The sequence below is a fragment of the Plantactinospora mayteni genome, from assembly GCF_016862935.1.
In the GTDB taxonomy this organism is placed as follows: Bacteria; Actinomycetota; Actinomycetes; order Mycobacteriales; family Micromonosporaceae; genus Plantactinospora; species Plantactinospora mayteni.
Genome location: NZ_BONX01000026.1, coordinates 171,699 through 196,569 on the forward strand (window position 1 = coordinate 171,699; position 24,871 = coordinate 196,569).

Below are 24,871 nucleotides of genomic sequence, written 5' to 3' on the forward strand. Positions count from 1 at the left end.
TCGGGCGATAGGTCGGGTACGGCGGTTGTCCGACCGGCGCGATGGATCTTATCGGCGAACCAGTCCGAGTACCTCGTCGCGCAGCGCCACCATCCGTTCCGGGGTGGGCGCCTCGACGTTCAGCCGGAGCAGCGGCTCGGTGTTGGACGGGCGCAGGTTGACCCAGGCACCGTCGGGGAAGCGCAGGGTCAGCCCGTCCAGCTCGTCGGTCTCGGCGTCCGGGTAGGCCGCCCGGACCTCGGCGAGCTTGGCCCGCTGGTCCGGTACCGTCGAGTTGATCTCGCCGGAGGCGGCGTACCGCTCGTATGCCCGGCCGAGTTCGGAGAGCGGGGCGTCCTGCTCGCCGAGCGCCGCCAGCAGGTGCATCGCGGCGAGCATGCCGGTGTCGGCGAACCAGAAGTCCCGGAAGTAGTAGTGCGCCGAGTGCTCGCCGCCGAAGGCCGCGTTGGTGCGGGCCATGTCGGCCTTGATGAAGGAGTGGCCGACCCGGCTGCACACCGGCTCGCCGCCGTGCTCACGGACGATCTCCGGCACCGCGCTGGACGTGATCAGATTGTGGATGATCGCCGCGCCGGGGTGCTTGGCCAGCTCGCGGACCGCCACCAGGGCGGTGATCGCCGACGGCGAGACCGGTTCGCCCCGCTCGTCGACCACGAAGCAGCGGTCCGCGTCCCCGTCGAAGGCGAGCCCGAGGTCGGCGCCGTGCGCGCGTACGGCCGCCTGGAGGTCGACCAGGTTCGCCGGGTCCAGCGGGTTCGCCTCGTGGTTCGGGAACGAGCCGTCCAGCTCGAAGTAGAGCGGCACGATCTCCAGTGGCAGCGCCGGCAGGACGGCGTCGCCGAGCACGGCTGGCGCGGTGAATCCGCCCATGCCGTTGCCCGCGTCGATCACCACCTTGAGCGGGCGGATCCCGGTCAGGTCGACCAGGGTGCGCAGGTGGGCGGCGTACGCGGGCAGCAGGTCACGGTGCTCCAGCGGCGGCAGCGACTCGTCCGCCGGCCGGGTCTCGCCCTTGTCCAGCAGCGCCTGGGCCCGGTCGCGCAGCTCGGCCAGCCCGGTGTCCTGGCCGATCGGCCGGGCGCCGGACCGGCACATCTTGATGCCGTTGTAGCCGGCCGGGTTGTGGCTGGCGGTGAACATGGCGCCGGGCAGGCCGAGGCTGCCGGAGGCGTAGTAGAGCAGGTCGGTGCTGCCCAGGCCGAGGTGGAGCACGCCGAGCCCCTCGGAGCGGACCCCGGCGGTGAAGGCGGCGGCGAGGCCCGGCGACGACTCCCGCATGTCGTACGCGACGGCGACGGTCCCGGCCGGCTCACCGGAGGTACGGAGTAGCTGCGCGAAGGCCGCGCCCAACGCCTCGGCGGCCCGCTCGTCCCACTGTCCGGGAACGGTACCCCGGACGTCGTACGCCTTGACGATTGCGGACAAATCAGACAAGATCTCGCCCCTCAGCCGGACACTCGGTCAACGGCCTGAGCGTATCGGAGCCGGACGGCACGCCCCGCCCCAAGGCGATCTGCCGGCGGCGAACAGGGCCGTCCGCCCTGCTCGGCGTGCCGTGGCGACCCCGACACGCCCGGCCGGAAGCGCCATCCGGGCGCTACTGCGGAGGACGCCGGGCCGGCGGCAGGATCAGGGTGGCGTCCGGGCCACCGGCCGGAGGCTGCTCCGGAGGTACGGACCCGTCCGGTCGGGGCGGCGCGGCACCCGGCCGGGCCGGCACGTCGCCCGGGGCCACCGAACCGGCCCGGGCCGGCGGCACCCCGTACGGAGTCACACCGTGCGGAGTCGCTCCGTGCGGCGGTACCCCGTGCGGAGTCGCTCCGTGCGGCGGTACCCCGTGCGGCGGTACCGGTCCGGGCTGCCGGGGCGGTGTGGTGCCGGCCGGTCGCGGTGGCGTCACTCCGGCGGCGGGCAGGATCAGCGTCTGGTCGCCGACGACCGGCGGTACGCCGCCCGGCCGCCCGTCAGGCGCCCGTCCGGCGGCGCCGACCGGCCCGGAGCCGGGCAGCGGCCCGACCGACCCGACCGGCCCGACACCGGGCGTCTGCACGCCGCTGCGGAAGACCGGGCCTACCGGCGTGATCCGGGCCGTCGGATCCGCACCGCTGCCGAAGACCGTGCCTACCGGGGTGATCCGGGCCGTCGGGTCCGCACCGGTCGGCGCGATCCGGGGGGTCGGTGCGATCCGGGTGGTGGGCTCGGCACCGAGCAGCACGATCCGGGCGGTCGGATCCGCACCGGCCGACGGCGCACCGGCAGCCCGGCCACCCTCCGCCCGGCTCCGCCGGATCAGCAGCACCATCAGGGCGATCCCGATCCCGACCATCACCACGCCGACCACCATCACCAGGCCGCCCAGCCCGAGCGAGCCGCCAGAGGAGTCGGCGGCGGCCGGCTTCGTCGGCAGGGCGACGGCCCCGTCCTGGGTGGCCTCCGCGCCCGGCACCTCGGTGGCCTGCGCGGTCGCGGACGGGGTCACCAACTCGGGGATACGTTCCGACGAATCGGCGGCGTCCCCGGTCCGGCCGGTCACCCGGGCCGAGTCGCTGTCCCGACCGAGCAGCCGGCCGCCCGCCGCGTACGCCTCGGCCACCAGGGTCACCCGGCCGCCCGGCACACCTTCGGCCAGGATCACCCGGTACCGGCTGGACACGCTCTTCTTCTCGCAGAGTTCGGGCTTCTCCGGTGCGGTGCGCTCCCCCACCACCAGCCCGTTCGCGGCATCCGAGACCGACACCCGGCGCCAGTCACCGTCGACGTCGACCTGCATCTCGACCCGGTCGGCGGTCAGCCCCGGCAGGTGCACGCCGAGCGCGGTACGGACGTTCACGCAGTCGCCGTCGTCCATCGAGACGTTCACCGTCACCGAGCCCGGTGAGCCGCCCGCGCTGATCGACTTGGGTACGCGGACGCGTACCGACTCGTCCTCGGCCACGGCCGGGGCGGCGGCGAGTGACACCGTCGTGCCGACCAGTACGCAGACGGTACCCAGCCAGGTCGCGCCACGCCGTACCGACATGATTACCTCGCTCGTCGCAGTACAAGATCAGGGCACAGGCTACCGGTGTACCGGCAGCCACCCTCTCTCATGCCCGACCGGCACCGTGCTGAATCCTCCGGTGGTGGCCGAAAGTGACCCCTCTGCGACCAGACGCCACCAGACGCGACCGGACGCGACCGGACGGCTCCCGCCGTTACACCCCGGCGAGTTTGCGCAGTTCAGCCCGGCAGAGCTGGTCGGCCTGCCGGGTGGTCTCCGGCAACCGGTAACGCGGGGTGAGCCGGAGCACCTGAGCGCAGGCGTTGTCCAGATCCATCCGGTGCCCCACCGAGACGAAGACCGGTTTGACGTCGTCCCGGGTCCGCAGCACCCGGCCGACCTGCTCCGTACCGTCGCGCAGCGGCGCCCAGGACCCGCGTCGGCGATCCGGTCCGGCCCACGTGCCGACCAGCGGGGTCTTGCCGACGCCGATCGCCGGACGGTCGGTGAGCACGCCCAGGTGGCAGGCGAGCCCGAACCGGCGCGGGTGGGCGAGCCCGTGCCCGTCGCAGACCAGCAGCTCCGGCTCGACGGTCAGCCGGGCGAGCGCGGTGAGCAGGGCGGGCAGCTCCCGGAAGGCGAACAGCCCGGGTACGTAGTCGAAGGCGGCCCGGCCGGTGGCCACCGCCGTGTCGAGTACTTCCAGGGTGGTCGGGTCCAGCACGGTCACCGCGGCGGCGAGCCGGTCGCCGTCCTCGGCGTACGCCACGTCGAGCCCGGCCACCGTGCGGGGTGCGGTCGGCCCCGGCCCGGCCAGGTCGACCAGTGGACGCAGCCGATCCTGCACCGCCTCCGCCTCGGCCACGGTGCCCGGGGTCTCGATCGTGGCGGAGACGGTGGACAGCTCCGGCGGTCGGGTTACCACTCGATCCCGCTCAGCACCATCACCCGGGCTTCGGTGTAGTCCTCCATCGCGCTGCGTACCCCCTCCCGGCCGACGCCGCTGCCCTTCACCCCGCCGTACGGCATCTGGTCGGCCCGGTACGACGGCACGTCCCCGACGATCACCCCACCGACCCGGAGCGTCCGGTACGCGGTGAACGCGGTCTGGAGACTGTGCGTGAAGATCCCGGCCTGCAACCCGTACGCCGAGTCGTTGACAGCGGCGAACGCGCCCGCGTCGTCCGGCACCGGCGCCACCACCAGGACCGGCCCGAAGACCTCCTCGGTGTTGACCCGGCACTCCGGCGGCACCCCGGTCAGCACGGTGGGGGCGTAGCAGGTGCCCTCGCGGCGCCCGCCCAGCTCGACGGTGGCACCGGCCGCCACCGCCTCGTCGACCCAGCTCTCCACACGCCGGGCGGCGGTCTCGTCGATCAGCGGCCCGACGTCGGTCGCCTCGTCGGCCGGATCCCCGGTACGCAGTGCGGCGACCGCCGCGACCAGCCGGGGGAGGAAGCCGTCGAGCAGCCACTCGTGCACGAAGACCCGCTGCACCGCGATGCAGCTCTGCCCGGCCTGGTAGTTGCCGAAGGTGGCGATCCGGTGCGCGGCGTGGTCGAAGTCGTCGGCGCTGGCCCAGTCCGCGCAGACCACCGCGGCGGCGTTGCCACCCAACTCCAGCGTGACGTGCTTGCCCGGTACCGCCTGCCGGATCGCCGCGCCGACCGGCCCGGAGCCGGTGAACGACACCACCGGGAGCCGGGGGTGGCGGACCAGGTCACCGGCCCGGTCGTTCGGCAGCGGCAGCACCGAGCACATCCCGGCCGGCAGACCGCTGTCCGGACCGTCCGGCTCGGTCACCTCGGCCAGCAACTCGCCGAGGAGCAGCGCGGTCAGCGGGGTCGCCGGGGCCGGCTTGACCACGATCGGCGCCCCGACCGCCAGCGCGGGGGCGACCTTGTGCGCGACCAGGTTCAGCGGGAAGTTGAACGGGGTGATGCCGAGCACCGGCCCCCGGGGCAGCCGGCGTACCAGCGCGATCCGGCCCTCCCCGGTCGGCTCGGTGTCCAGTCGCTGCATCTCGCCGGACCAGCGCCGGGCCTCCTCGGCGCCCCACCGGAAGGTGGCGACCGCGCGGGCGACCTCGGCCCTCGCCCATCTGACCGGCTTGCCGCTCTCGGCGGTGATCAGTCGGGCGAACTCCTCGGCCCGCTCGGCGAGCCGCCGGGACACCTGGTCCAGCGCTCCGGCCCGGACGTGCGCCGGCAGCGCGGCGGCCCGGTCCGCCACCGCAGCGGCGGCGGCGACCGCCGTCTCGACCTGCTCCGGGTCGGCGTGGCTGGTCCGGCCGACTTCGCGGCCGTCGTACGGATGCCGGACCACGAACGGATCGGCGCCCCGGGCCGGCCGGCCGGCGAGGAGGAACGGCACGGACTCCACGCCCGGCAGCCTACCGCTCCGGTACCGCCCGACGACGGCTCACCACTCGCCGCCCCCCGCCCGACACGATCCTCGGGTGGCCGGCTAGCTGCCCTCCCCTCGCCTGGCGCAGTGACTCGGCTAGCCGGGGGATGACCGCTCGCCGTCTCCCTCGCCCGGCACGGTGCTCGGCTGGCCGGCGGGTTGCCGATCGCCCTCTCCCTCGCCGGGAGTGGAGTTCAGGTAGTCGTGCAGCCGGCTCGACCCTTCGAGCATCGCGGTAGCCCGCTCGGTCAACTCCAGTTGGCGCCGTGCCACGGCGACCCGGAGCGCGGCCGTACTGCCGGTGCGGCGGAGACCGTCGAGGATCGGCCGGATCTGCGGCAGCAAATAGCGACTCCGCCGGAGCATGCTGATCATCTGCGCGTCCCGGATCTCGGCCGGACCGAACCGGCGGTATCCGGTGCCCCGTTCCCGCTCCGGCACCAGCAACCCGGCGGCCTCCCAGACCCGAAGCGCCGACGTACGCACACCCAGCCGGGCCGCCAACTCGCCGATCCGCAGCGCCAGCCGGGGCACGGTCACCGACTCGGTCTCCTCCTCGGCAACCGCCTCCAGAGCCGTACCGGTCTCGGCGAGCGAACGACGCTCCTCGTGCAGCCCGGCATGACTGGCGTCGACCAACGCCAGCGCGGCCGGCAGGTCCCCGACATGCACCGCGCACATGATCGACCGAGCGGTCTCCCAGCCGTACCCCCGAGCCAGGGCCCGGTACGTCAACAACGCCCGGCGGTGCCGCTCGTCGAACTGGCGGTATCCCGACGCACTCCGGGGCGCCGGGGGCAGCACCCCGGCGTCGAGATAGTTGCGGACCTGCTGGGTGGAGATGCCGGCCAGCCGGGCGAGATCGACGGGGCGCAGTCTCCGCTCCGCCCGGCTCACCACGCCGTCCCGCCACCCGGAGCCCGGTACGCCGGGTTGAGGGTTTCCAGACGCATCCGCCCAGGATAGGCCCTGAGGTTGGCAGAACTGAGGTTGCCGAAACTCTCAAGGTCTTTCGGAGCAACGCTCGAAGGCCCGCTGACTACTCGCCGACCGTGCCGTCGAGCAGTTCCCGGGCGATGTCGAGGTGACCGAGGTGCCGGGCGTACTCCTGGAAGAGGTGGAAGAGGATGCGGCCGAGCGACGGCGCCTGCGCGGCGGTGCGGAACCGCCCGCCGAGCCGGGCCGGCTGGGCCAGGTCGGCGGTGGCGGCCAGGGCCCGGGACCGGCGTACCTCGTCGTGATAGGCCGCCAGTACGTCGTCGACGGACTCGTCGGCCGACACCCGCCACTCGGCCTCGTCGTCGTCCGACAGGTACGCCACGACGTCCTCGGCGGCGAAGCCCCAGCGCATCCACCGCCGCTCCACCCAGCCGAGATGCTTGACCAGTCCGAGTGGAGACCAGCCGAGCGGCTCCACCGGGGCGCGGAGTTCCGGTTCGCTCAACCCGTCGATCTTGCGCAGCAGCGCCTCCCGGTACCAGTCCAGGTAACGGAGAAGCAGTTCGTGCGGGTCGGCGACGTCGACCGGCGGATCGTCGAGGGTCGCCGGCCGGCGATCGGGCGATGCGGACATGCCGGCGAGGCTAGCGAATCGTCACCGCTGGACCAGCGATGAGAGCAGGGCCGCGGCCTCGCCCGGGCGGACCAGCACACTGGCATGGCTGACATCGAGCGACCGGACGTCGAACCGGTTGGCGGGGGTCAGCGCGTCAGCCTCGGCGATGAACCGGTCCTGGAGCGCGACCGGAATCGACCGGTCGGCGGTGAGCCGAACGTAGGTGCGCGGAATCCGGCCCCAGGTCTCGGCGTCGACCCGCTCCTCGCCGGCGTCCAGACTCTCGTCCGGCTCCAGGGTGTTCAGATATCCGTAGAACTCGTCGTCGGTGCCGTCGGCCAGCGTCGCCTCCCGAAGCGTTGCGAGCAGTGCGGGATCGGCGGTACGCCAGTTGAAGCGCAGCGCGCCGAGTTCCGCCGGATTCGCGGCGACCAGGCCGCCGACCCCGGACAGCGCGGTCGACGCGTTCTCCGCCGAGGTCTGATAGCCGGCCGGGGTGTCGTCAACGCAGCACCACGCCGAGATATAGACCAGCCGGTCCAGCAGTTCCGGGGCGGCGTTGCCGACCCCGGTCAGGGTGAGCCCACCCCGGCTGTGACCGACGAGGATCACCGGCCCGTGCTCGCGTACCCGCTTCACCACGTCCAGGACGTGCGCCACGTTGTCCGCGTGCCCGATGCCGGCCATCGCGCTCGGCGCGGTCGCCAGGGCGGCGAGATCCTGCGGCGTCTGGTAGGCCGCCGGAAACGTCGCGCCGAACCCATGCCCGGGCAGGTCGACGGCGAGCGAACGGTGCCCGCGCAAGGTCAACTCGCGCTGCATCGGTGCCCAGGTGAACGAGTTGCTGGCGGCACCGTGAACGAAAACAAAGGTCGGAGCGGTCATGCCGGAATGATGCCATCGCCGCCATCTCGCCCCCGAAGGCGATCATGATCACGAACGGAAAGGTATGGCCTCCGGTTGGCATCGGTCAGCCGCGACCCCCGTCGGCGCCGCCGGTCAGTCGGCTCAGCAGTTCCTCGGCCCGCTCGGCGAACCCCTCGTGGCCGGTCGCGGCGGCCTGTCGCAGGAACTCGGCCGCGGCCTCCCGGTCGCCGTCCTCGGCGGCCAGTTCGCCGAGCCGGAAGGTGGCCTCGGCGATCACGGCCGGATCGTACGCGAACTTCAGCGCCCGCTGGTACCAGGTGCGGGTTCCCTCATGGTCGCCCAGCCAGTAGTGCAGTTCGCCGAGATGTGCGGCGGCCAGCGGCTGCTGGATGCTGTCAGCCTTCGCGCCCCGCTGATACCACGTGAGCGCGCTCGGCAGGTCCCGGCGGCGCTTGGCGATACCGCCGAGCAGCATGGCCGCGGTGGCCTCGGCGCCGGGCTCGTTGGCCAACATCCCGACGGCGCGTTGCAGGTGCGCCTCGGCCACGTCGTCCTCGCCCAGGTTGTACGCCGTCCAGCCGAGGCCGAGGGTGGCCTGGCCGACCCGCTTCGCGCCGAGGTCGATGGCCTGCTGGTAGGCGGCGCGGGCCTGTTCCTGGTCATCCTCCTCGGCGTCCCGGGTGCGCAGCGCGTCGCCGAGGCGTACCGCGATCTCGGCCAGGGCCTTGCTGTTCTTCCTGTCGTCAAGGTCGCGGGACGCGGCGATGCTGTGCGCGGTCCGCGCGGCAGCCACCGCACCCTCCGGGTCGTTCAGTTCGAGCAGCAACGAGGCGAGTTCCCTGGACGCGTGCAGGGCGGCGTCGGTCGTGCCGCCGATCTCGACCGCCTTCCGGTACGCCTCGGCCGCCTCCCACAGGCCGTCCCGCCGTTTCCGCCGGACACCGGCCTTCCCCCGGGACCGGCCGCGTACCACCGGGTCCTGCTCACGTTCGATCAACATGTAGTGCAGGTAGGGCTCGTCTTTGATATCGCCGCTCTTGATGAGCGCGCGTAGCTTGTCGGCCGTCAGGTGCACCTCCTCCGGCGGCTCGACGGGCGGCCCGGCGCGGTAGACGCGGATCTCGCCCCCGTACCCCTGGCTGCCGGTGACCACCGAGGTCGCGAGCGTGCTGCCGTCGGGGGACCAGGTCGGAGTGACATAACCGCCACCCGACCGGCAGCTCATCAGCAGCGCACCGTCGGAGACCCGCCACAGGTCGATCAGCTTGTCCTCGGGGTTGTCCGGGAACGAACTCGACCGCCCAACCGCTGCCAGGTAGGCCCCGTCCGGGCGGACGATCGCCCCGGGCCGGAGCCCGCTGACCGTGGCGAGCAGTCGCCCATCCTCAGGGTCCAGGACATGCACGTCCTTGCCCTGCCCCACGAACATCCGGCGCTCGTCGGCGCTGAAGGAGACGCTGCCGACGTACTTCTTTCCTCGGGGCAGGTGCAGCAGGCGCGACTCGCCGGACGAGGTCAGCACATCGACCCAGGCGCCGTAGCCGGTGAAGCCGCCGTACCCGCCGTCGGCACGGTGCCTGCCGAAGCCACTGTCGGCCCGGTACCGCCCGGTACGGGAGCGGAACATCCGTGGTTGCGGGGCGACGTCCACCTCCGTGCCGGTGTCGACGTCGTACGCCCGGGTCGGCGCCTCGTCGCCGCCCTCGACGAGCCGCTTGGTGAGCTGGTGCGTGCCGGGCACCCACTGGATGTCCTGCCCCCACAGCTCGCTGTCCGGGATTCGGACGTGTTCGGTCCAGTCATCGGTGCGGAACACCACCAGTTCGCACGCCTGGCTGGTGACCGCGAGGTACCGCCCGTCGTCGGAGAAGGCCACGTCGCTGGGCGTGCCGGCGTCCCCGCTCCCACCGGGGAACGGGTTGAGCGTCAGCGCGGGCTCGCGCAGGTCGAGCACGGTGGGCGCGTCGGCCTCCAACACCTGGTCGGTGATGATCGGGTACGAGGTGGTGGCCCAACTGCGGCCCGGGGTCAGCGTCTCCAGCCAGCGCGGATCGGTGACCCAGACGTCGAAGTCGGCCTGCACCAGCAGGTCCTCGTCAGACCATCCGCCCGCACGCTCGTAGTAGAAGTCGTGCAGGTGCGCCCAATCGTCGTCGGCCACCGGGTGGTTTCGAGTCGCCACCCGGTCAACACGCCGGACGTACCGGTGGGCGTTCGCGGCCGACCAGTCCTCGTCGAGGATCTGCTTGACGCTCACCATCCGCAGCGGATGGGGCGTGGTGACCGGCTCGAAGCGCTGTGCGCCCCACAGCTCGTGCAGGAAGAAGCTCGGATCGTCGGGAATCGGCGCGTGGGTCTTGCCTCCGGTGTCGTAGTACACGACGAAGACACGGAAGCTGACCCGCAGCTCATCGGGCGCGACGTCGAGGACACGGAGGCCGTACAGATCGGTGGACATTAGACCTTCCACAGTCGAGGGATTGACGAGAAAGCCAATCATCACTGACGCGTCCGACAAATCGGTCCCGGATATGCCGTGCGCCGGTACCGGGATTCCGGTTAGCCTGCCTCCGTGGCCAGTCCTGCCGCTTCGGCGTACTCCGAGGTGCCCTCGCCCGGGTCGTCTCCGACTGTGGGCCGACGGCGTCCGGTGGCTCGTTCCCGAGCCCGCCGAGGCCGCCTGAGCTGACCAGCCCGATCACGACCGGCGGACCGATCCGCCGGTACTTCCGTACGTCGATCAGTCCGCTCCCATCCCGTCCGGCAACGGACCGGAGCGAGAGAGGCGTACCCGATGGATCTCGAAAGCCTGCTCACCGACCGGCTGGCGCGGTCGTTCGCGGCCGTGGCCGGCGGTCCGGTCGACCCGGTGGTCCGGCGCTCCCGGCACGCCGACTTCCAGGCGGAGGCGGCGCTGTCGCTGGCCCGCCGGCTCGGCCGGCCGCCCCGGGAGATCGCCGCCGAGGTGGTCGAGCGGGCCGCGCTGGCCGACCTGTGCTCGTCGGTGACGGTCTCCGGCCCCGGGTTCGTCAACCTCACGGTGGCGGACGACCTGCTCGGCACGCTGGTGTCGAGGATGGCCGCCGATCCCCGACTCGGTGTGCCGACCGTGACCGCCCCGGAGACGGTGGTGGTGGACTACTCGGCACCGAACGTGGCCAAGGAGATGCACGTCGGCCACCTCCGGTCGACCATCATCGGGGACGCCACCGCCCGGCTGCTGGAGTGGCTCGGGCACCGGGTCGTCCGGGCCAACCACCTGGGCGACTGGGGTACCCCGTTCGGGATGCTGATCGCGCACCTGGCCGACCTCGGCGAGTCCACGGCCGCGTCCAAGTTGTCGATCGGCGACCTGGACTCGTTCTACAAGGGTGCCCGGGCCAAGTTCGACGCCGACGAGGCGTTCCGGCGGCGGGCCCGGGAGCGGGTGGTCGCGCTCCAGGGCGGGGACGAGCCGACGCTGCGGCTGTGGCGGCTGCTGGTCGCCGAGTCCGAGTCGTATTTCCTGGCCGTCTACGACCGGCTCGACGTGCTGCTGACCCGGGCGGACTTCGTCGGTGAGAGCCACTACAACGACATGCTCGGCCCGGTCACCGACGAACTGGACCGGCTCGGCCTGCTCGTCGAAAGCGGCGACGCGGCCTGCGCCTTCCCGGCCGGCTTTCCCGGCCGGGACGGCGAGCCGGTACCGCTGATCGTGCGGAAGCGGGACGGCGGGTACGGCTACGCCGCCACCGACCTCGCCGCGCTCCGGTACCGGACCGGGGAACTCGGCGCCACCCGGCTGCTCTACGTCGTCGGCCTGCCGCAGCGGCAGCACTTCGAGATGGTGTACGCGGTCGCCCGGCAGGCGGGCTGGCTGCGGCCACCGGCCCGGGCCGAACACGTCGGCTTCGGGCTCGTCCTCGGGCCAGACGGCCGGAAGCTGGCCAGCCGGGCCGGCGACTCGGTGAAACTGGTCGAGCTGCTCGACGAGGCGGTGGCCCGGGCGACGGCGCTGGCCCGGCAGAAGAACCCGGGCCTCGGTCCGGCCGCGGTGGCCGAGGTGGGCCGGGCGATCGGGATCGGCGCGGTCAAGTACGCCGACCTCTCCGTCGACCGGAGCCGGGACTACGTCTTCGACTGGGACCGGATGCTCGCGCTCTCCGGCAACACCGCCCCCTACCTCCAGTACGCGCACGCCCGGATCCGGTCCATCTTCCGGCGGGCGGGCCGGGCGGCACCGGAGGGCGTACCGGTCCTGGTCGGCGAGCCGGCCGAGCGGGCGCTCGCGCGCGAACTGCTCGACTTCGGTGCGGTCGTCGGCGCCGTCGACCGGACCCTGGAATTCCACCGCCTCGCCGGTCACCTCTACGCGGTCGCGGTCGCCTTCAGCGGCTTCTTCGAGCACTGTCCGGTGCTCCGGGCCGAGCCGACCGTCCGGGAGAGTCGACTCGTCCTCTGCGACCTCACCGCCCGGGTACTCCGGCAGGGCCTGCACCTGCTCGGCATCGCCGCCCCGGACCGGATGTGAGAGTAGTGGTGTAGCCGAACGCCTGCCGGTGCCGCGACAACAAGGGGGCCCGCCCCGGTTCGCCGAAGGGGAAGGCGGCGAACCGGGGCGGGCCGGTCGGGTGACGAGGCGGTCAGCGGCGCCGGGGAACCCAGTAGAGAATCTGGCCGGTGACCAGCGCCGGATGCGTGTCGGGCAGCGCTTCCAGGGCGCGGGCGAGGTGTGCGGCCAGATACATCATCAGCCCGACGCGGTCACCCTGAAAACCGATCAGCAGGGCCAGCCGCGCCGGCGCACATGGCCACGGGTCGGAGCAGGTCTGACAGCGGTACGCCTGCGCCGGGAGGTGCCGGCCGGGCGGGTACTGGCGCTGCCTGCGCCGCATGGCGCGGTACCAACGCTCCTGCGGCCCGATCACCGGTCACACCCGCTCCCCGTGCCGGGCACGCGCGGCCTGTCCCGGAGTCAGCGCGCCCGCCCGGCCGTTGCCCAGATGCGAGCGGGTCGGCGCGTCCCAGGCGGGACGGCGATTGTTCGCCCGGAACCGGGCCGGTGACGGCAGCGCGTCCGGACCCGACCGCACCGGAGCTTCGGTGCGGAGAGCCGCCCGGTACGCCGCCCCGGTCAACGGCGGCACCGTCGGCGCGTACGGCATCGGTACCAGGTCAACGGAGTCCGGGCACCGCCAGCGGAGGCCGCACCGGCAATAGCGCCAGAGCCGGCGCCAGTTCCGGCGATGATATGGCTTCGTCCCGCGACCGAACCTCATGCTGCCTCCCGTCGGTGGAATTGGCCGAGGCGGCGTCCTGGTTGCCCGTCCCGCCGCCACATCCGTCGACATTTCCGAGCACCCGGTGAAAGTGCGGGAACCGAGCGGAAATGCCTGGTTCCACCTTGGACGCATAGGCCCTAGGCTGGGAACACCTCGCGCCCCAATGGATAGCGCTGGCCAATCCACGGTGCGCGTGAATGCCGCTGAAGAGCCGTGAATAATTGATCTATCTCCTGGGGAATCCTGATGATCGAAGTACCGGAACCACTGGCCGCTTTCATCGTTGCCGAGATCCGCGAGGGCAGGAAGACGGCCGGAATGACGCAGGAGGCGTTCGGGCGGTTGGCGAACTTCTCCGCGTCCCACGTGAGTGCCGTCGAGAAGCGGACCCGTGCCCTGACGATGGACTTCATCGCCGGAGCCGACCGCGCCCTGAAGACGGGCGGGGTATACCAACGCCTCGTGATCACCCTCGGCGCTCCGGCCTGGCTACGCGAGTGGATCGACCACGAGCGCGAGGCCGTCGCCCTGCGGTCGTTCCAGAACGCCGTCCTGCCGGGCCTGCTCCAGACCGAGGCGTACGCGCGTGCGCTGCTCAGCGGTGCGCTGCTCACCGGCGAGCAGGTGCAGCAGAAGGTGACGGAGCGGCTGGACCGGCAGTCCATCCTCACCCGTGACGATCCACCCCAGGTCATCGCGGTTGTTGACGAGTGCGTGATCCGCCGGGTCATCGGGGGGCGCGAGGTGATGCGCGAACAGTTGGCGCACCTGCTCAAGCTAAGCGCCACTCCCCTGGTGCAGATCCAGGTAGTACCCGACAGCATCGGGTCGTACCCTGGACTCGGCGGGCCGTTCGTGTTGGCGACCCTGCCGACCAACGCGGACGTGGGCTACATAGACAGCCAGTTGCAGGGAAAGGTGGTCGAGCAACCCGCCGACGTGTTGCAGTTGCGTCGAGCGTGGGACGCCATTCGGGGCAGCGCGCTGGCAGTCCCGCAGTCGATCGAATTGATCACGGAAGTAATGGAGCAGCTATGAACCTGACCGGCGCCGAGTGGCGCAAGAGCACGCGCAGCAGCACGAACGGTGGGGACTGCGTCGAGGTCGCGCGCAACCTCCCCGGCATCGTGGCCGTACGAGACAGCAAGAACGTGACCGGCCCGGCGCTCGCCTTCGAGCCAGCCGCCTGGCGGGCCTTCGTCGGCGAGGTCACCCGACGTTCGTAGCGCCAAGAATGGAGCGGCTATGAACCTGACCGGCGCCGAGTGGCGCAAGAGCACGCGCAGCAGCACGAACGGCGGGAACTGCGTCGAGGTAGCCCGCAACCTTCCCGACGTCGTGGCCGTGCGAGACAGCAAGGACGCGACCGGCCCCGTGCTCGCCTTCGAGCCGACCGCCTGGCACGCATTCGTCGGCGAGGTCAGCCGGCGTTCGTAGCACTGCTGGTAAGGACACGACGAGCGCCCTGCCCCCGGACCAACCCGGGCGGCGGGGCGTCGCCGTGTGCACGTCCAGATGAGACGGTTCGCGTACCGGATCAGGAGAGTTCGGCGAGGATTCCCTCGCAGCTTCGTACCACGATGCGGGCGGCGCGGCGCTGGTCGACGCCGCGTAGCGGGTCCTCGGCCAGGTCCTGCCAGCGGCGTACCGCCGCCGAGCCGCGCGCCCACAGTTCGTCAGCGGTGGCGTCGTGCTCCACGCCGAGTCGGGCCGCCAGGCTCGCCCCGTCTCCGCCGATCAGGCGGTTGGCCTCGGCCGACACCTCCGGGTCGAACCGGAGCTGACCGCCGAGCAGCGCGGCCGAGAGCCGTAGCTCGCGGAACTCGTGCGCGCCGGCCAGCACCTGCTCCAGCCGGGCGAGCAGCTCCGTGGCGCCGGGTCGGGGCTCGGCCCGGAGCAGCGACTCCAGCGCCATCAGCACCGCCCGGGACTTGAGTACCGGGGCGCGGTCCACGAAGTATCGGGTCATCGACTCGCGCAGCTCGGTCAGGCCACTGCGCCGGACCAGCTCGGCGGCGAGCTTGGCCCGGCTGTCGGAACCGGTCCGGACCAGGGTGGTCGACAGGCGTACCCCGAAGATGCCGAGCCGGTCGAGCAGCCGGCGCCGGGTCTGTGCGTCGAGCGGGATCGGGAAGTCGGTGGCGAGGAACCGGTCGGTGGAGAGCAGCAGCCGGTCGGTCTCGGCCCGGGGCAGCCCGGCCAGCGCGGCCAGCGCGGCGTACTCCGACTCGCTCAGCATCCGGCCGGCGAGCGCGACGAGCCCGCCGAGCGCGACCACGCTCAGGCAGTGCGCGCTGACCCGCGGGTCGCGGCGGTGCCGGCGGGCGAGCTGCCGGGCGGTAAGCAGCGCGTCGACCCGGCCGCCGGCAAGTTCGTCCACCCTGGACAACACCAGGAGTACGTTCACCGGTGCGGCCCGGGCCACCGAGCCCGGCTGCGCCGCCTGGAACGGCCGCAGGTCGTCCCCGCTCCCGTCCCGGCTCAGATAGAGCACGGCATCCGCCTCGCGGACGATCCGCTGCACCGTCGTCGCGCCGCCACCGGCACCGGCGAGGAGTTCGGCGTCCCCACCGGCGGTCGGCCCCGCTCCGAGCGCCAACCGCCCGTTGCCGGCCCGGTCCTCCTCACCGGCCGTCCGGGTCTCGTCGGCCCGGTGGCTGACCGCCGGAGTGTCGATCAGTACGGCGTGCCGCAGTGCCCGGGTCGGCCACTGCACCACGATGTCGTCGGCCTGGTCCCACCGCCCACCGCCGAGGTCCACCCGCATCCCACTGGCCGTACGGGTCACCGCCAGCTCCCGGGGCGCACCCCCGGTCGGGTACGCGGTGACCCGGGGTTCCGGCCCGTCCTCGTACCAGGTGAAGACCTGGCGGCCGTCGGCCACCTCGACCGGGGCGACCGCCTCGCCCATCACGGCGTTGACCAGGGTCGACTTGCCGGACCGCCACGGGCCGGCGACGGCGATCCGCAGCGGCTCCTCGAACCGGGCGAACTGCCGGTGCAACTGCTCCACCGCCCGGGGATCGTTGCCGTAGACCTCCAGCGCCTCGTGCACCAGCCCCCAGGCCGCCTCGTCCAGCCGACCGACCCGGCTCACGGCTCCAACCCGGTGCTGCGGCCGGTGCCGAGCGGGCGTGCGCCGGCCAGTGCCTGGGCCTTCTCGTAGAGGTCGGCCAGCCGCTTCATCTCCAGCGCGAGCCGGCGCTGTCGCTGGTCGCGTTCGGCTGCGTCCGCCTCGGCCGCCTGCTTGGCGGTCCGGAACGACCGTACGATGCCCTCCTGCAACTCCTCGGTCAGCCCGGTGAAGTGGTCCCGGAGCATCCGCTGCACCTGCCGGGCGGTGTCCTTGCAGTCCTTGCTGAGCCGGAGGAAGAAGTCGTCGACGTGCCGCTGGGTCGCCGCCTTGACCACCGCCTGCCGGCGTTTGAGCAGCGACTTGCCCTCGTCGCGGACGCTCTTGCCGCCGAACAGCGCGCCGGCGCCGAGCGAGATCGGGTTGATCAGCGGCATCCCGGCCAGCGTGGTGGCCAGGCCGAACATCAGCACACCGCCGTACGAGCCGCGCAGCCCGGTGACGAGTTTCTGGGTACGGGTGAACTTCTCGACGGTGGGCTGCTCCATGATCTGGATCCGGTCGCTGAGGTTCTCCGGTACCCGGACCGACCAGCTCGGCAGCGCGTCGAAGCCGTACCGGTCGAACTGGCCGGCGACCCGGTTGGCGATCCAGCCGCAGCGCTCGGCCAGCCAGGCGTAGTTCGCCTCGGCCGCGTCGGTGAGGTTTTCGGTCAGCCACTCCTGGAAGGTGTCCCAGCCGGTCAACGGGTCGGCCTTGTCGAACGCCTCGTCCACCTTGCGCAGGATCTGCCGGGTACGGTCCCGCAGGTCGTATTCCACGTCGGAGATCAGGTCGGCCATCTCGTCGTTCAGGGTGTTCTGCCAGCGCACCGAGCAGCGGCGCAGTTCGTCCACCTCGCGCTGGGCGGCTTGCAGTTTCGAGATCGGGCCGGACTGCTCGGCGGCGGCCTCCTTCGACACGGCGAGTTCCGCGCGGATCGGCGCCGCGAGCTGTTCGAGGACGGTTCGGGAGCTCAGTGCCACCGCCGCCCGGCCCAGCGCGTCGGCCTTGCCGGCCTGGTCGCGCTTGATCCGGTTGATCAGCTCGGGGAATTGCGACTCGGCGTTGAGCTGCTTGTCGTTACTCCGGGCCGCCTGCAAGCGCAGCGTCGCGGAGACCGGGATCAACACCGCCGGTACGCCCGCGTCGGCCAGGTGCTGCCGGTTGCGCTCGACCACGCTGCGCCAGTGCGGCACCATGTCGATCTTGCTCTGCACCACGGCCAGGTTGGCGTGCGACTGCGCGATGTGCAGCAGCAGGTTCAGCTCGGCGACCGACAGCTCCCGGGTCACGTCCGAGACCAGCAGCACCAGGTCGGCCTGGTTCGGGGTGGCGGCCGGACTGATCGCCCGGCCCGGGTTGGTGCCGTCCACTCCTGGCGTGTCGACGAGGACGAGTCCGGAGGCGAGCAACGCCCGGGGGATCCCGATCTCGGCGTGCTCCAACCCACCGCCCTGCCGTCGCCCCACCGTCCCGCCGCCCCCGACCGTACGCCCACCGCCCGCCGGTGCGGCGCCGGCCGGGCCGGCCGGTACGTCCCCGATCCCGCCACTACGGCCACCGATCCGGGCCGCGATCTGCTCGATCGGTACGGCGATCCGCTGTGCCGGGCCGGGCACCGCCGTGCCGGGGCGCGCACCGGAGACCGGCGAGTTGGCCGGACCTGCCGGGCCGGTCCGCTCGGCTGACCCCGGCGCGGCGCGGCGCCGGACGGGCGCGGGGCGGTCCGGATCCTGACCGTCCGCCGTCCGCCGTCGCGCCGGCTGCTCCGGTGCCTGCGGTGGACTCCAGACCAGGGCGGCGGTCGGCGCCTCGGCGTGCCCGACCACGGTCGGGATGGTGGTGCTGACCCCGTCCCCCACCGGGCAGACCGAGGCGTTGAGCAGTGCGTTCACGAGCTGACTCTTGCCCTGTTTCGGTTCGCCCACGATCAGCACCCGCAACCTCGGGTCCAGCAGTTGGGCCCGCCGGAGCCGAAGCCACGAGATCAGGTCGCCCCGACCGTGCGCGCCGGAAACCCGCACGATCTCATCGAGTACGTCAAGCCAACTGGGCGCCATCACCGCACCAAGTGTGCCGGTTAAGCCGGAATTATCAAGAGGACCGAAGGCCGGACCGTGGGACCACGGTCCGGCCTTCGGTGGGCCTCACGGACTTCCTCGCGCTCAGAGAAGGTCGTCCGCGATCCCCAGGAGGCCGCCGGAGGTGGAGGCGTCTACTTCTCCGGCATGGCCGCTGTCACCGAGGACACCGGAGGTGGTGTCGCTGAGGGTGTTGCCAAGGCTGTTGGTAAGGCCGGTCACCGTCGAGGTGGTGTCGTCGAGCACCGGCGTCCCGGTGGCGCTGAGCGGTTCGAGGTCGAGCGCGTCGCCGACCCCGGTCACCGTGTCGGTCACCCCACCGACGGTGTCCGTCACGCCGCCGACCGTGCCGCCCACCGTGCCGCCGACACCCAGTGAGTCGACCAGCCCGGTGACGTCGTCCAGAGTCCCCCGCACCGTGTCACCGGCGAAGTCGACCAGGCCGACCTGGCCGACCTGGCCACCGTCCACAGTGTTCGCGACCGGGCCGTCCGTGCTGTCGACCGCCTCCGTGGGGTCGGTGAGCACCGGGTCCGCCACCTCGGAGTCGAGGGTGTCGGCGACGTCCACTTCGGTCGGTACCAGCGGGTCGACCAGGCCCAGCGGGTCGGAGAGCTGGTCGGCGCCGAACCCCGGCAGGACACCGTTGAGCCCGCCCGGCGCGACGCTGATCGCACCCAACGTCGCGGCGTTGACGTCCGAAGCCGACGAGTGCGTACCGGCGGTGAACTGCGTGGCGACGCTCTGCAACTGGCCGATGACACCGCTCGGGTCGAGCTGGAACTGACCGAGCCCCAGGTCGTCGCCGACCGGCGCCAGCGAGGTGAGGCCCTGGACCGGCGCGTAGTCCACCACCAGCGGCACCACGTCCTGGACGTCCGCGACACTGATCTCGGCCAGCCCGGCGTCGCGCAGCGTCCCCTCCGGGTCGATCTCGAAGGCCGACCGGGCGTCCGGATTGGTCAGCAGGTTCAGCACGAAGTCGTGCAGTGTCTGGGGCGAGCCCATGTGCCGGTCTCCTCGGTGCGGTCCCCGCCCGGTGCGGGTCCGGTGCGGTCTATGTGGCGACGGATCCGCGTCCGGTGGGGCGGGCCCGTCTGGGGTTGCGCAGGTGGAACCTCCGGCGGCGACGCGCTGCGTCGCGCCGCCGCCGGATGTCTGCACAGACGGTAGACCCGATCGGTCGCGCCGGACATCGGGGACGAGGCCGGGTTCCGGGGCACGTTTGCTAGGGCCGTGCCTTAGATCTGCGTTAGGGGCATAGGGGATGCGTTCCGACAGAGTTAGGGTCCCGATGGCGGATAGATCTCTGGTACGAAAGGATGACTCCCTAACGGCCCGCCGGGCGATCCCAGCCGCCCGGGGTCGTCCCCAGGTGAGGCCGCGACACGGTACGCGCCGTCCTGGGGTGATGACTCGCGGTGAAGGAATGATCGGATGCCCTACGTCCTCGGAATCGATATCGGCAGCACCGCCACGGCTGCCGCTGTCGCCCGACTCCAGGGCAGCAACTGGGATCCCCCCGAACCCGTCCGGCTCGGGCCGACGGGCTTTTCCGTGCCGTCCGTGCTGCTGATGTCGAGCAACCGGTCGATCACCGTCGCCGACCCCGACGAGTACGACGCTCCGGTCGACAGCGGCTGGGTCGCCCGGGACTTCGGCAACCGGGTCGGTGACGACGTACCGCTGCTGGTCGGCGACGAGGCGTGCTCGGCGCAGGCGCTCACCGCCATGCTCGCGATGTGGGTCGTCGAGCGGGTGATGGACCAGGAGCGCGAACGTCCCGACTGGATCGTGCTCAGCCACCCGGGCGACTGGGGCGACTACCGGCGGCACCTGCTCGGCGAGGCGCTCTGGGACGTCGGCCTCGCCGACGTGGCCCTGCTGCCGGCACCGGTGCTCGCCGCCGCCAGCCACGCCGCGCACGGCTTCTCCGGGCGTACCCTCGCCGTCTACACCCTCGGCGGGCAGACCTACTCCACCGCGGTCGTCGACCGGGCCCAGCCGCTCGGCTTCGACCTGCGCGGCGGGCTGGCGCACGCCGAGCCGCCCGCCGGAGCCGACTTCGACGAGGCGCTCGTCGAGCACGTCCGCGCCAGCCTGGCCAAGGAACTCGCCGACCCGACCGACCCGCTGGTCCGGCAGGCCCTGCTCGGGCTCCGCCGGGAGTGCCGCCGGGCCAAGACGGAACTGACCGCCGCCGAGACCGCCGACGTACTGGTCCGGCTGCCCGGCCGGCAGACCCGGGTTCCGGTACGCCGGGCCGAGTTGGAGGATCTGATCCGGCCCGCCGTCACGCTGACCGTGGACGAGTTGACCCGTACGGTCCGGTCCTGCGGCCTGGCGCCGCACCAACTCGACGGCGTGCTGCTGGCCGGTGGCTCCGCCCGGATCCCGCTGGTCCGGGAACTGCTGGCAACCCGGTTCCCGGTACCCGTCGAGGTCGAGGCCGATCCACAGTTGACCGTCGCGGCCGGTGCGGCGGTGGCCGGCGGCCAACTGCTCGACCGGCAGCGGGGCAACCGGCCGCCACCGCGCCCGCCGGTGATGCGGCCACCCCGACCCGGCGCCCGGCGCGGCGAACCACCGGCCCGCCGGCAGCGCGGCCGGTCCGGCGACGGCCGCGAACCCGGCCGACCCGACGAGGAACAGTCCCCACTCCCGCCCCGGCCACCGGTCCGGATCACCCCCTTGGAGCTGCCGATGCGGGCACTGTCCCGCCTCGCGTCCGGCCGGGACAGCATGGTGATCGGCCTGGCCGTCCTGGTGATCGCGCTCGGCGTACTGCTCGGCGCGGCCGTCGGGGCGGATCCGCTGACCGTCGCCGCCCCGGACGGGTGGGGCCGGTGAGGACCACCTTGACGCCGCGTACCGACACCGACGCCCCGCTCGTACTGGACGAGCAGACCACCGCCTTCCTGAGCCGGGTCGACGCCGACCCACGGGCACCGCTCTGCACCGCCGTACAGGCGGCGGGCGGGCACGGCAAGACGGCCGTACTGGCCCGGCTGCGCCAGGGTTACCAGCAGGCCGGCGTACCGGTGCTGGACTCGTGGCGGGAGCTGACCGATCCCGGCGACCCGGACTGCGCCGTACTGGTCGACGACGCCCACCTGCTCGACGCCACCGCGCTGGCCGAGCTGCGTCGGCTGGCCGAGAGCGGCCGGGCCCGGCTGGCGGTCGCGTTCCGGCCCTGGCCCCGCCCAGCCGGGCTGGCCGAGCTGGCCGAGATACTGCACCGCACCGGGCCACCGGTGCTGCCCGGCCCGTTCACCGAGCAACGCACCGCGACATTCCTCGGCACGACGTACGGGTCGACGGTGCCGCCGGGAGTCGCGCGGCTGGTGCAGGAGCAGACGGGCGGCGTACCCCGGTTCGTCGAGTGGCTGGCCCGGGCGCTGCGCCCGGCCGACCGCCGCCCGGGGCGCGCGGAGCGGTCGCCCGCCGGTGCCGAGCGCCCGACGCCGACCCTGGAGATCCCCCGGTCGGTGTTGCTCCAGTTCGCGCCCGAGCTGGAAAGCCTGGACATCGAGGTACGCCGGCTGCTGCTGGCGATGGCGGCCGGCCCGGCGCTCCCCACCGACCTGCTCGGCGCGCTGCTCTCCCGGCACCCGGACGAGCTGGACGAGTTGCTCGCGGCAGCTCGGGCCGCCGGGCTGCTCGGGCCGGACGACCGGCTCGCCCCGATCGTCCGGCGCGCCATCGCCGCGCTGAGCCCAGCCAGCCAGCGGGCGGCGGTCTGGCAACGCCTGGCGGAGCTGCAACTACAGCGCGGCGGGCGGGTGCTGCCGCTGGTCCGGTCGATGCTCGACGGCGGCTTCGGCGGCAGTTGCCCGGCCGGGGTGGCCGAGGCCGCCGGTGACGAGGCTCTCGGCGACGACCCCGCGCTCGCGGCCCGGCTCTTCGCGGTCGCCGACGCGGCCGGACGGCCGGTGGCGGCCCGCCGGGCGATGGCGGCGGCGCTCTCCGCCGACCTCGACTCCGCGCTGCGCCTGGCCGACCGGCTGATCGCCACGCCGGACTCGCCGGACCGGGCGGACGGGGCGGCGGTCGCCGCGACCGCGCTGGTGCACCGGGGCCACACGGATCGTGCGGTCGAGCTGTACCGCTGGTCGGGTACCCCGTCGTCGCTGGCGTTCGCCGCACTCGGCGCGGCCGGCGCCGGCCGGGTCGACCAACTCGGCCGGATCCTCGCCGATCCGCCCACGGACGGCCCGCCGACCCTGCTCGCCAGTGCCGCGCAGCTGATGGCCCGGGGGCTGAAGGAGACCCTCTCCGGCCCGCCGACCGCCGCGCTCTCCACCCTGGTACAGGCGTCCGCGCTGCTCGAACCGGCCGGCCGGTCGGTGCTGCTGCCGGAGACCCCGGCGGCGCTGGCCGCCCTGGTGGCCCTGCACTGTGGAGAGTTGGACATCGGCGAACGGGCCCTGGACCGTGCCGTCGCCGCCGGTCTCGGCGCGGCCCTGACCGCCCGCCGGCACCGGCTGCTCCAAGCCTGGCTGCTGATGGTCCGGGGGCGGGCCGTCGAGGCCGCCGCGCACCTGGCGACGGTCACCGCCGGCCCGGTACCGCTGGAGTCCCGCGACCTGATCTTCGCCGCCGCGCTGGAGGTCGGCATCGCCCGCCGCAACAGCGACCTGCCGGCCCTGCAACGCGGCTGGGAACGCGCCCGCGAGGCGGTGGTACGCCACCCGGTGGACCTGTTCACCCTGCTCCCGCTCGGCGAGTTCGCCATCGCCGCCGCCCGGCTCGGCGAACTGGACCGGCTCGCCCCCTATCTGGGCGAGGCCCGAAACCTGCTCGCCCGACTCGGCGACCCAGCACTGTGGACAACTCCGCTGCACTGGAGCTGCCTGCACGCCGCGATCATGGCCGATCGGCCGGCGGTGGCGGACGAACACGTCGCCGCGCTGGCCGCCGCCACCGGCCACACCCGGTACGCCTCCGTGGTGGCCGCCGCCGGGCAGAGCTGGGTCGAGGTGCTGCGCGGCGCCGTCGACCCGGTCCGGGTGGAGGCCGCAGCCCGGGGCCTGCACGGCATCGGACTGTGCTGGGATGGCGCCCGGCTCGCCGGCCAGGCCGCGATCCGTACCTCCGACCGGAAGGCGATGACCACCCTGCTGGACTGTGCCCGGATGCTCCAGGGCCGACCGGCCGGGGCGAAGAGCGGGACCCGTCCGGCGGGTACCGAAGCCACCCAGGTGGCGGACGCGATCACGGCACCGGCGGAGAACCGGCTCAGCGAACGGGAACGGGAGGTCGCCGAGCTGGTACTCAGCGGCCTGACGTACAAGCAGATCGGCGACCGGTTGTTCATCTCGGCCAAGACCGTCGAACATCACGTGGCCCGGATGCGCCAGCGGCTGAACTGCGCGAACCGCAGCGAGTTGCTGGCCCGGCTGCGGACCATCGTCGAGGAGCGGTCCGGCGGACGGCCGGTCGGCTCCCCCTGGCCACAGCGGACGGCACGGTGAAGGCGGCGGCACGCCGGATGGCGGCGCTGGGGGCCGGACTCCGGCGAGGTGGCGCAGTCCCTACCCCGGCGGACGCCGCACCGGTCGACGGTCCGGTCGACCAGTCGGGCCCATCGGGCCCGGCAGACCAGCCGGCCGATCGGCCACGTCCGGCGGACCAGCACGCTGACCGGCCGCGCCTCCCGGAACGGCCGGCCGACCGGTCGCGGCCAGCAGAGCAGCAGGGGAACCGGCCACGACCAGCGGACCAGCAAGGGAACCGGCGACAGCCAGCGGACCAGCAGGGGAACCAGTCACGGCCGGCAGACCAGGGACAGCCGGGTAGCCGGCCACGGCCAGCGGAACCAGCGGGGAGCCGGCCACGGCCGGCAGACCAGCCGGGCAACCGGCCGCGTCCAGCAGAGCAGCCGGGCAACCGGTCGCGTCCAGCGGACCAGCAAGGGAACCGGCGACAGCCAGCAGAACGACCAGCAGACCACGGACAGCCGGGCAGCCGCCCACGGCCGGCGGACCAGCAGGCAAACCGGCCACGACCGGCAGACCAGCCGGGCAACCGGCCGCGACCAGCAGGCCAGCAGGCGAACCGGCCACAGCCAGCAGAACGACCAGCAGACCACGGACAGCCGGGCAGCCGCCCACGACCAGCGGACCAGTCGGGGAACCGGCCACGGCCAGCGGAGCGGCCGGCAGACCAGGGACAGCCGGGCCCGCCACGACCGGCGGAACCATCCGGCAACCGGCCACGGCCGGCGGAACGACCGGCAGACCGAGCGCGGCCGGGCCAGCAGCCAAGCAACCGGGCACGCCCGGCAGAGCAGCCAGGCGACCGGGCACGGCCGGCAGAGCCGTCGGGCAACCGGCCACGGCCGGCAGAGCGGCCGGCAGAGCAGCCACGCGACCGGGCACGGCCGGTGGAGCGGCCGGCAGAGCAGTCGGGGCAGTCAGGGCAGTCGGGCAGTCGGGCACGGCCGGCAGAGCGGCAGATGCCCGGCGGCAAGCCCGATTCCGGATCCGGGCCGGCAAGGCGGAGCGGCTCCGGGTCCGGGCCGGTGTCGGGCGACTCCGGGCCTGGGGCCGGGCCGGTGTCGAGCGGCTCCGGGTCTGGACCGGTTCGGGGCGAGCCCGGGGC

The 24,871-nt window shown here is 73.1% G+C and carries 19 protein-coding genes; 6 read left to right on the plus strand and 13 right to left on the minus strand.

All coding sequences use genetic code 11. From position 1 onward, the window contains the following. Positions 1-48: 48 nt before the first annotated feature. The 8 genes from Pma05_RS19955 to Pma05_RS19990 form a co-directional block, all read right to left on the minus strand. The gene (locus Pma05_RS19955) at positions 49-1,434 is read right to left on the minus strand and encodes a phosphomannomutase/phosphoglucomutase (protein WP_203858944.1); all 1,386 of its coding nucleotides are present in this window, start codon (positions 1,432-1,434) and stop codon (positions 49-51) included. A 163-nt stretch (positions 1,435-1,597) separates the two neighbouring features. After that, positions 1,598-3,019 (minus strand): hypothetical protein, encoded by a 1,422-nt coding sequence (locus Pma05_RS19960; RefSeq protein ID WP_203858945.1) that lies wholly within the window; start codon positions 3,017-3,019, stop codon positions 1,598-1,600. 175 nt (positions 3,020-3,194) lie between these two features. Next, positions 3,195-3,905, minus strand: coding sequence for a deoxyribonuclease V (gene nfi, locus Pma05_RS19965; RefSeq protein ID WP_372441511.1), 711 nt, complete (start codon positions 3,903-3,905; stop codon positions 3,195-3,197). After that, positions 3,899-5,362 carry an aldehyde dehydrogenase family protein gene (locus Pma05_RS19970; RefSeq protein WP_203858946.1) on the minus strand — a complete coding sequence of 488 codons (1,464 nt, stop codon included), beginning with the start codon at positions 5,360-5,362 and terminating at the stop codon, positions 3,899-3,901. The genes nfi and Pma05_RS19970 overlap by 7 nt, the downstream gene beginning before the upstream one ends. A gap of 120 nt (positions 5,363-5,482) precedes the next feature. Beyond that, positions 5,483-6,283, minus strand: a complete 801-nt coding sequence (locus tag Pma05_RS19975) for a MerR family transcriptional regulator (protein WP_203858947.1) — start codon at positions 6,281-6,283, stop codon at positions 5,483-5,485. Between the two features lie 142 nt (positions 6,284-6,425). Then, entirely contained in the window at positions 6,426-6,959 is a 534-nt protein-coding gene (locus Pma05_RS19980) for a DinB family protein (RefSeq protein WP_203858948.1), read from the minus strand. Positions 6,960-6,980: 21 nt separating this feature from the next. Continuing rightward, positions 6,981-7,826: an alpha/beta hydrolase gene (locus Pma05_RS19985; protein WP_203858949.1), complete on the minus strand. Its 846-nt coding sequence runs from the start codon at positions 7,824-7,826 to the stop codon at positions 6,981-6,983. 85 nt (positions 7,827-7,911) lie between these two features. After that, positions 7,912-10,266 carry a WD40 repeat domain-containing protein gene (locus Pma05_RS19990; protein WP_203858950.1) on the minus strand — a complete coding sequence of 785 codons (2,355 nt, stop codon included), beginning with the start codon at positions 10,264-10,266 and terminating at the stop codon, positions 7,912-7,914. A 336-nt stretch (positions 10,267-10,602) separates the two neighbouring features. On the opposite strand from Pma05_RS19990, the gene argS reads away from it, so the two are divergent. After that, complete coding sequence (argS, locus tag Pma05_RS19995; RefSeq protein WP_203858951.1) at positions 10,603-12,321, plus strand: arginine--tRNA ligase; 1,719 nt, start codon at positions 10,603-10,605, stop codon at positions 12,319-12,321. 112 nt (positions 12,322-12,433) lie between these two features. On the opposite strand, the gene Pma05_RS20000 is transcribed toward argS, so the two are convergent. Further along, positions 12,434-12,718: a flavin reductase gene (locus tag Pma05_RS20000; protein ID WP_203858952.1), complete on the minus strand. Its 285-nt coding sequence runs from the start codon at positions 12,716-12,718 to the stop codon at positions 12,434-12,436. A 3-nt stretch (positions 12,719-12,721) separates the two neighbouring features. Next, on the minus strand, positions 12,722-12,955 hold the full coding sequence (locus tag Pma05_RS20005; RefSeq protein WP_203858953.1) for a hypothetical protein: 234 nt from the start codon (positions 12,953-12,955) through the stop codon (positions 12,722-12,724). 363 nt (positions 12,956-13,318) lie between these two features. Here Pma05_RS20005 and Pma05_RS20010 point away from each other — a divergent pair, with 363 nt between their 5' ends. From Pma05_RS20010 to Pma05_RS20020, 3 genes are read left to right on the plus strand one after another with little or no spacing between them, the layout of a single operon-like run. Further along, positions 13,319-14,110 (plus strand): helix-turn-helix domain-containing protein, encoded by a 792-nt coding sequence (locus Pma05_RS20010; protein ID WP_203858954.1) that lies wholly within the window; start codon positions 13,319-13,321, stop codon positions 14,108-14,110. Further along, positions 14,107-14,298 (plus strand): DUF397 domain-containing protein, encoded by a 192-nt coding sequence (locus tag Pma05_RS20015; RefSeq protein WP_203858955.1) that lies wholly within the window; start codon positions 14,107-14,109, stop codon positions 14,296-14,298. Before Pma05_RS20010 ends, Pma05_RS20015 begins: the two co-directional genes overlap by 4 nt. Positions 14,299-14,317: 19 nt before the next feature. Next, positions 14,318-14,509, plus strand: coding sequence for a DUF397 domain-containing protein (locus tag Pma05_RS20020; protein ID WP_203858956.1), 192 nt, complete (start codon positions 14,318-14,320; stop codon positions 14,507-14,509). 100 nt (positions 14,510-14,609) lie between these two features. On the opposite strand, the gene Pma05_RS20025 is transcribed toward Pma05_RS20020, so the two are convergent. From Pma05_RS20025 to Pma05_RS20035, 3 genes are all read right to left on the minus strand, one after another. Continuing rightward, on the minus strand, positions 14,610-16,169 hold the full coding sequence (locus tag Pma05_RS20025) for a P-loop NTPase family protein (RefSeq protein WP_203858957.1): 1,560 nt from the start codon (positions 16,167-16,169) through the stop codon (positions 14,610-14,612). Then, the gene (locus tag Pma05_RS20030; protein ID WP_239312720.1) at positions 16,166-18,247 is read right to left on the minus strand and encodes a dynamin family protein; all 2,082 of its coding nucleotides are present in this window, start codon (positions 18,245-18,247) and stop codon (positions 16,166-16,168) included. The genes Pma05_RS20025 and Pma05_RS20030 overlap by 4 nt, the downstream gene beginning before the upstream one ends. Before the next feature lie 105 nt (positions 18,248-18,352). Then, on the minus strand, positions 18,353-19,276 hold the full coding sequence (locus Pma05_RS20035) for an IniB N-terminal domain-containing protein (RefSeq protein ID WP_203858959.1): 924 nt from the start codon (positions 19,274-19,276) through the stop codon (positions 18,353-18,355). Between the two features lie 429 nt (positions 19,277-19,705). Between Pma05_RS20035 and Pma05_RS20040 the strand changes: the two genes are divergently transcribed. Both Pma05_RS20040 and Pma05_RS20045 read left to right on the plus strand, forming a co-directional pair. After that, complete coding sequence (locus Pma05_RS20040; protein ID WP_203858960.1) at positions 19,706-21,118, plus strand: Hsp70 family protein; 1,413 nt, start codon at positions 19,706-19,708, stop codon at positions 21,116-21,118. Further along, on the plus strand, positions 21,115-23,742 hold the full coding sequence (locus tag Pma05_RS20045; protein ID WP_203858961.1) for a helix-turn-helix transcriptional regulator: 2,628 nt from the start codon (positions 21,115-21,117) through the stop codon (positions 23,740-23,742). Before Pma05_RS20040 ends, Pma05_RS20045 begins: the two co-directional genes overlap by 4 nt. Positions 23,743-24,871 lie beyond the last annotated feature (1,129 nt).

Excerpts from the sequence above, each read along its gene's own strand:
- Pma05_RS19960 (WP_203858945.1), bottom strand. The coding sequence starts at position 3,019 with ATGTCGGTACGGCGTGGCGCGACCTGGCTGGGTACCGTCTGCGTACTG.
- Pma05_RS20015 (WP_203858955.1), top strand. The coding sequence starts at position 14,107 with ATGAACCTGACCGGCGCCGAGTGGCGCAAGAGCACGCGCAGCAGCACG.
- Pma05_RS20005 (WP_203858953.1), bottom strand. The coding sequence starts at position 12,955 with ATGCCGTACGCGCCGACGGTGCCGCCGTTGACCGGGGCGGCGTACCGG.
- Pma05_RS20040 (WP_203858960.1), top strand. The coding sequence starts at position 19,706 with ATGCCCTACGTCCTCGGAATCGATATCGGCAGCACCGCCACGGCTGCC.
- argS (WP_203858951.1), top strand. The coding sequence starts at position 10,603 with ATGGATCTCGAAAGCCTGCTCACCGACCGGCTGGCGCGGTCGTTCGCG.
- Pma05_RS20020 (WP_203858956.1), top strand. The coding sequence starts at position 14,318 with ATGAACCTGACCGGCGCCGAGTGGCGCAAGAGCACGCGCAGCAGCACG.
- Pma05_RS19985 (WP_203858949.1), bottom strand. The coding sequence starts at position 7,826 with ATGACCGCTCCGACCTTTGTTTTCGTTCACGGTGCCGCCAGCAACTCG.
- Pma05_RS20010 (WP_203858954.1), top strand. The coding sequence starts at position 13,319 with ATGATCGAAGTACCGGAACCACTGGCCGCTTTCATCGTTGCCGAGATC.
- Pma05_RS20030 (WP_239312720.1), bottom strand. The coding sequence starts at position 18,247 with ATGGCGCCCAGTTGGCTTGACGTACTCGATGAGATCGTGCGGGTTTCC.
- Pma05_RS20035 (WP_203858959.1), bottom strand. The coding sequence starts at position 19,276 with ATGGGCTCGCCCCAGACACTGCACGACTTCGTGCTGAACCTGCTGACC.
- Pma05_RS19980 (WP_203858948.1), bottom strand. The coding sequence starts at position 6,959 with ATGTCCGCATCGCCCGATCGCCGGCCGGCGACCCTCGACGATCCGCCG.
- Pma05_RS19990 (WP_203858950.1), bottom strand. The coding sequence starts at position 10,266 with ATGTCCACCGATCTGTACGGCCTCCGTGTCCTCGACGTCGCGCCCGAT.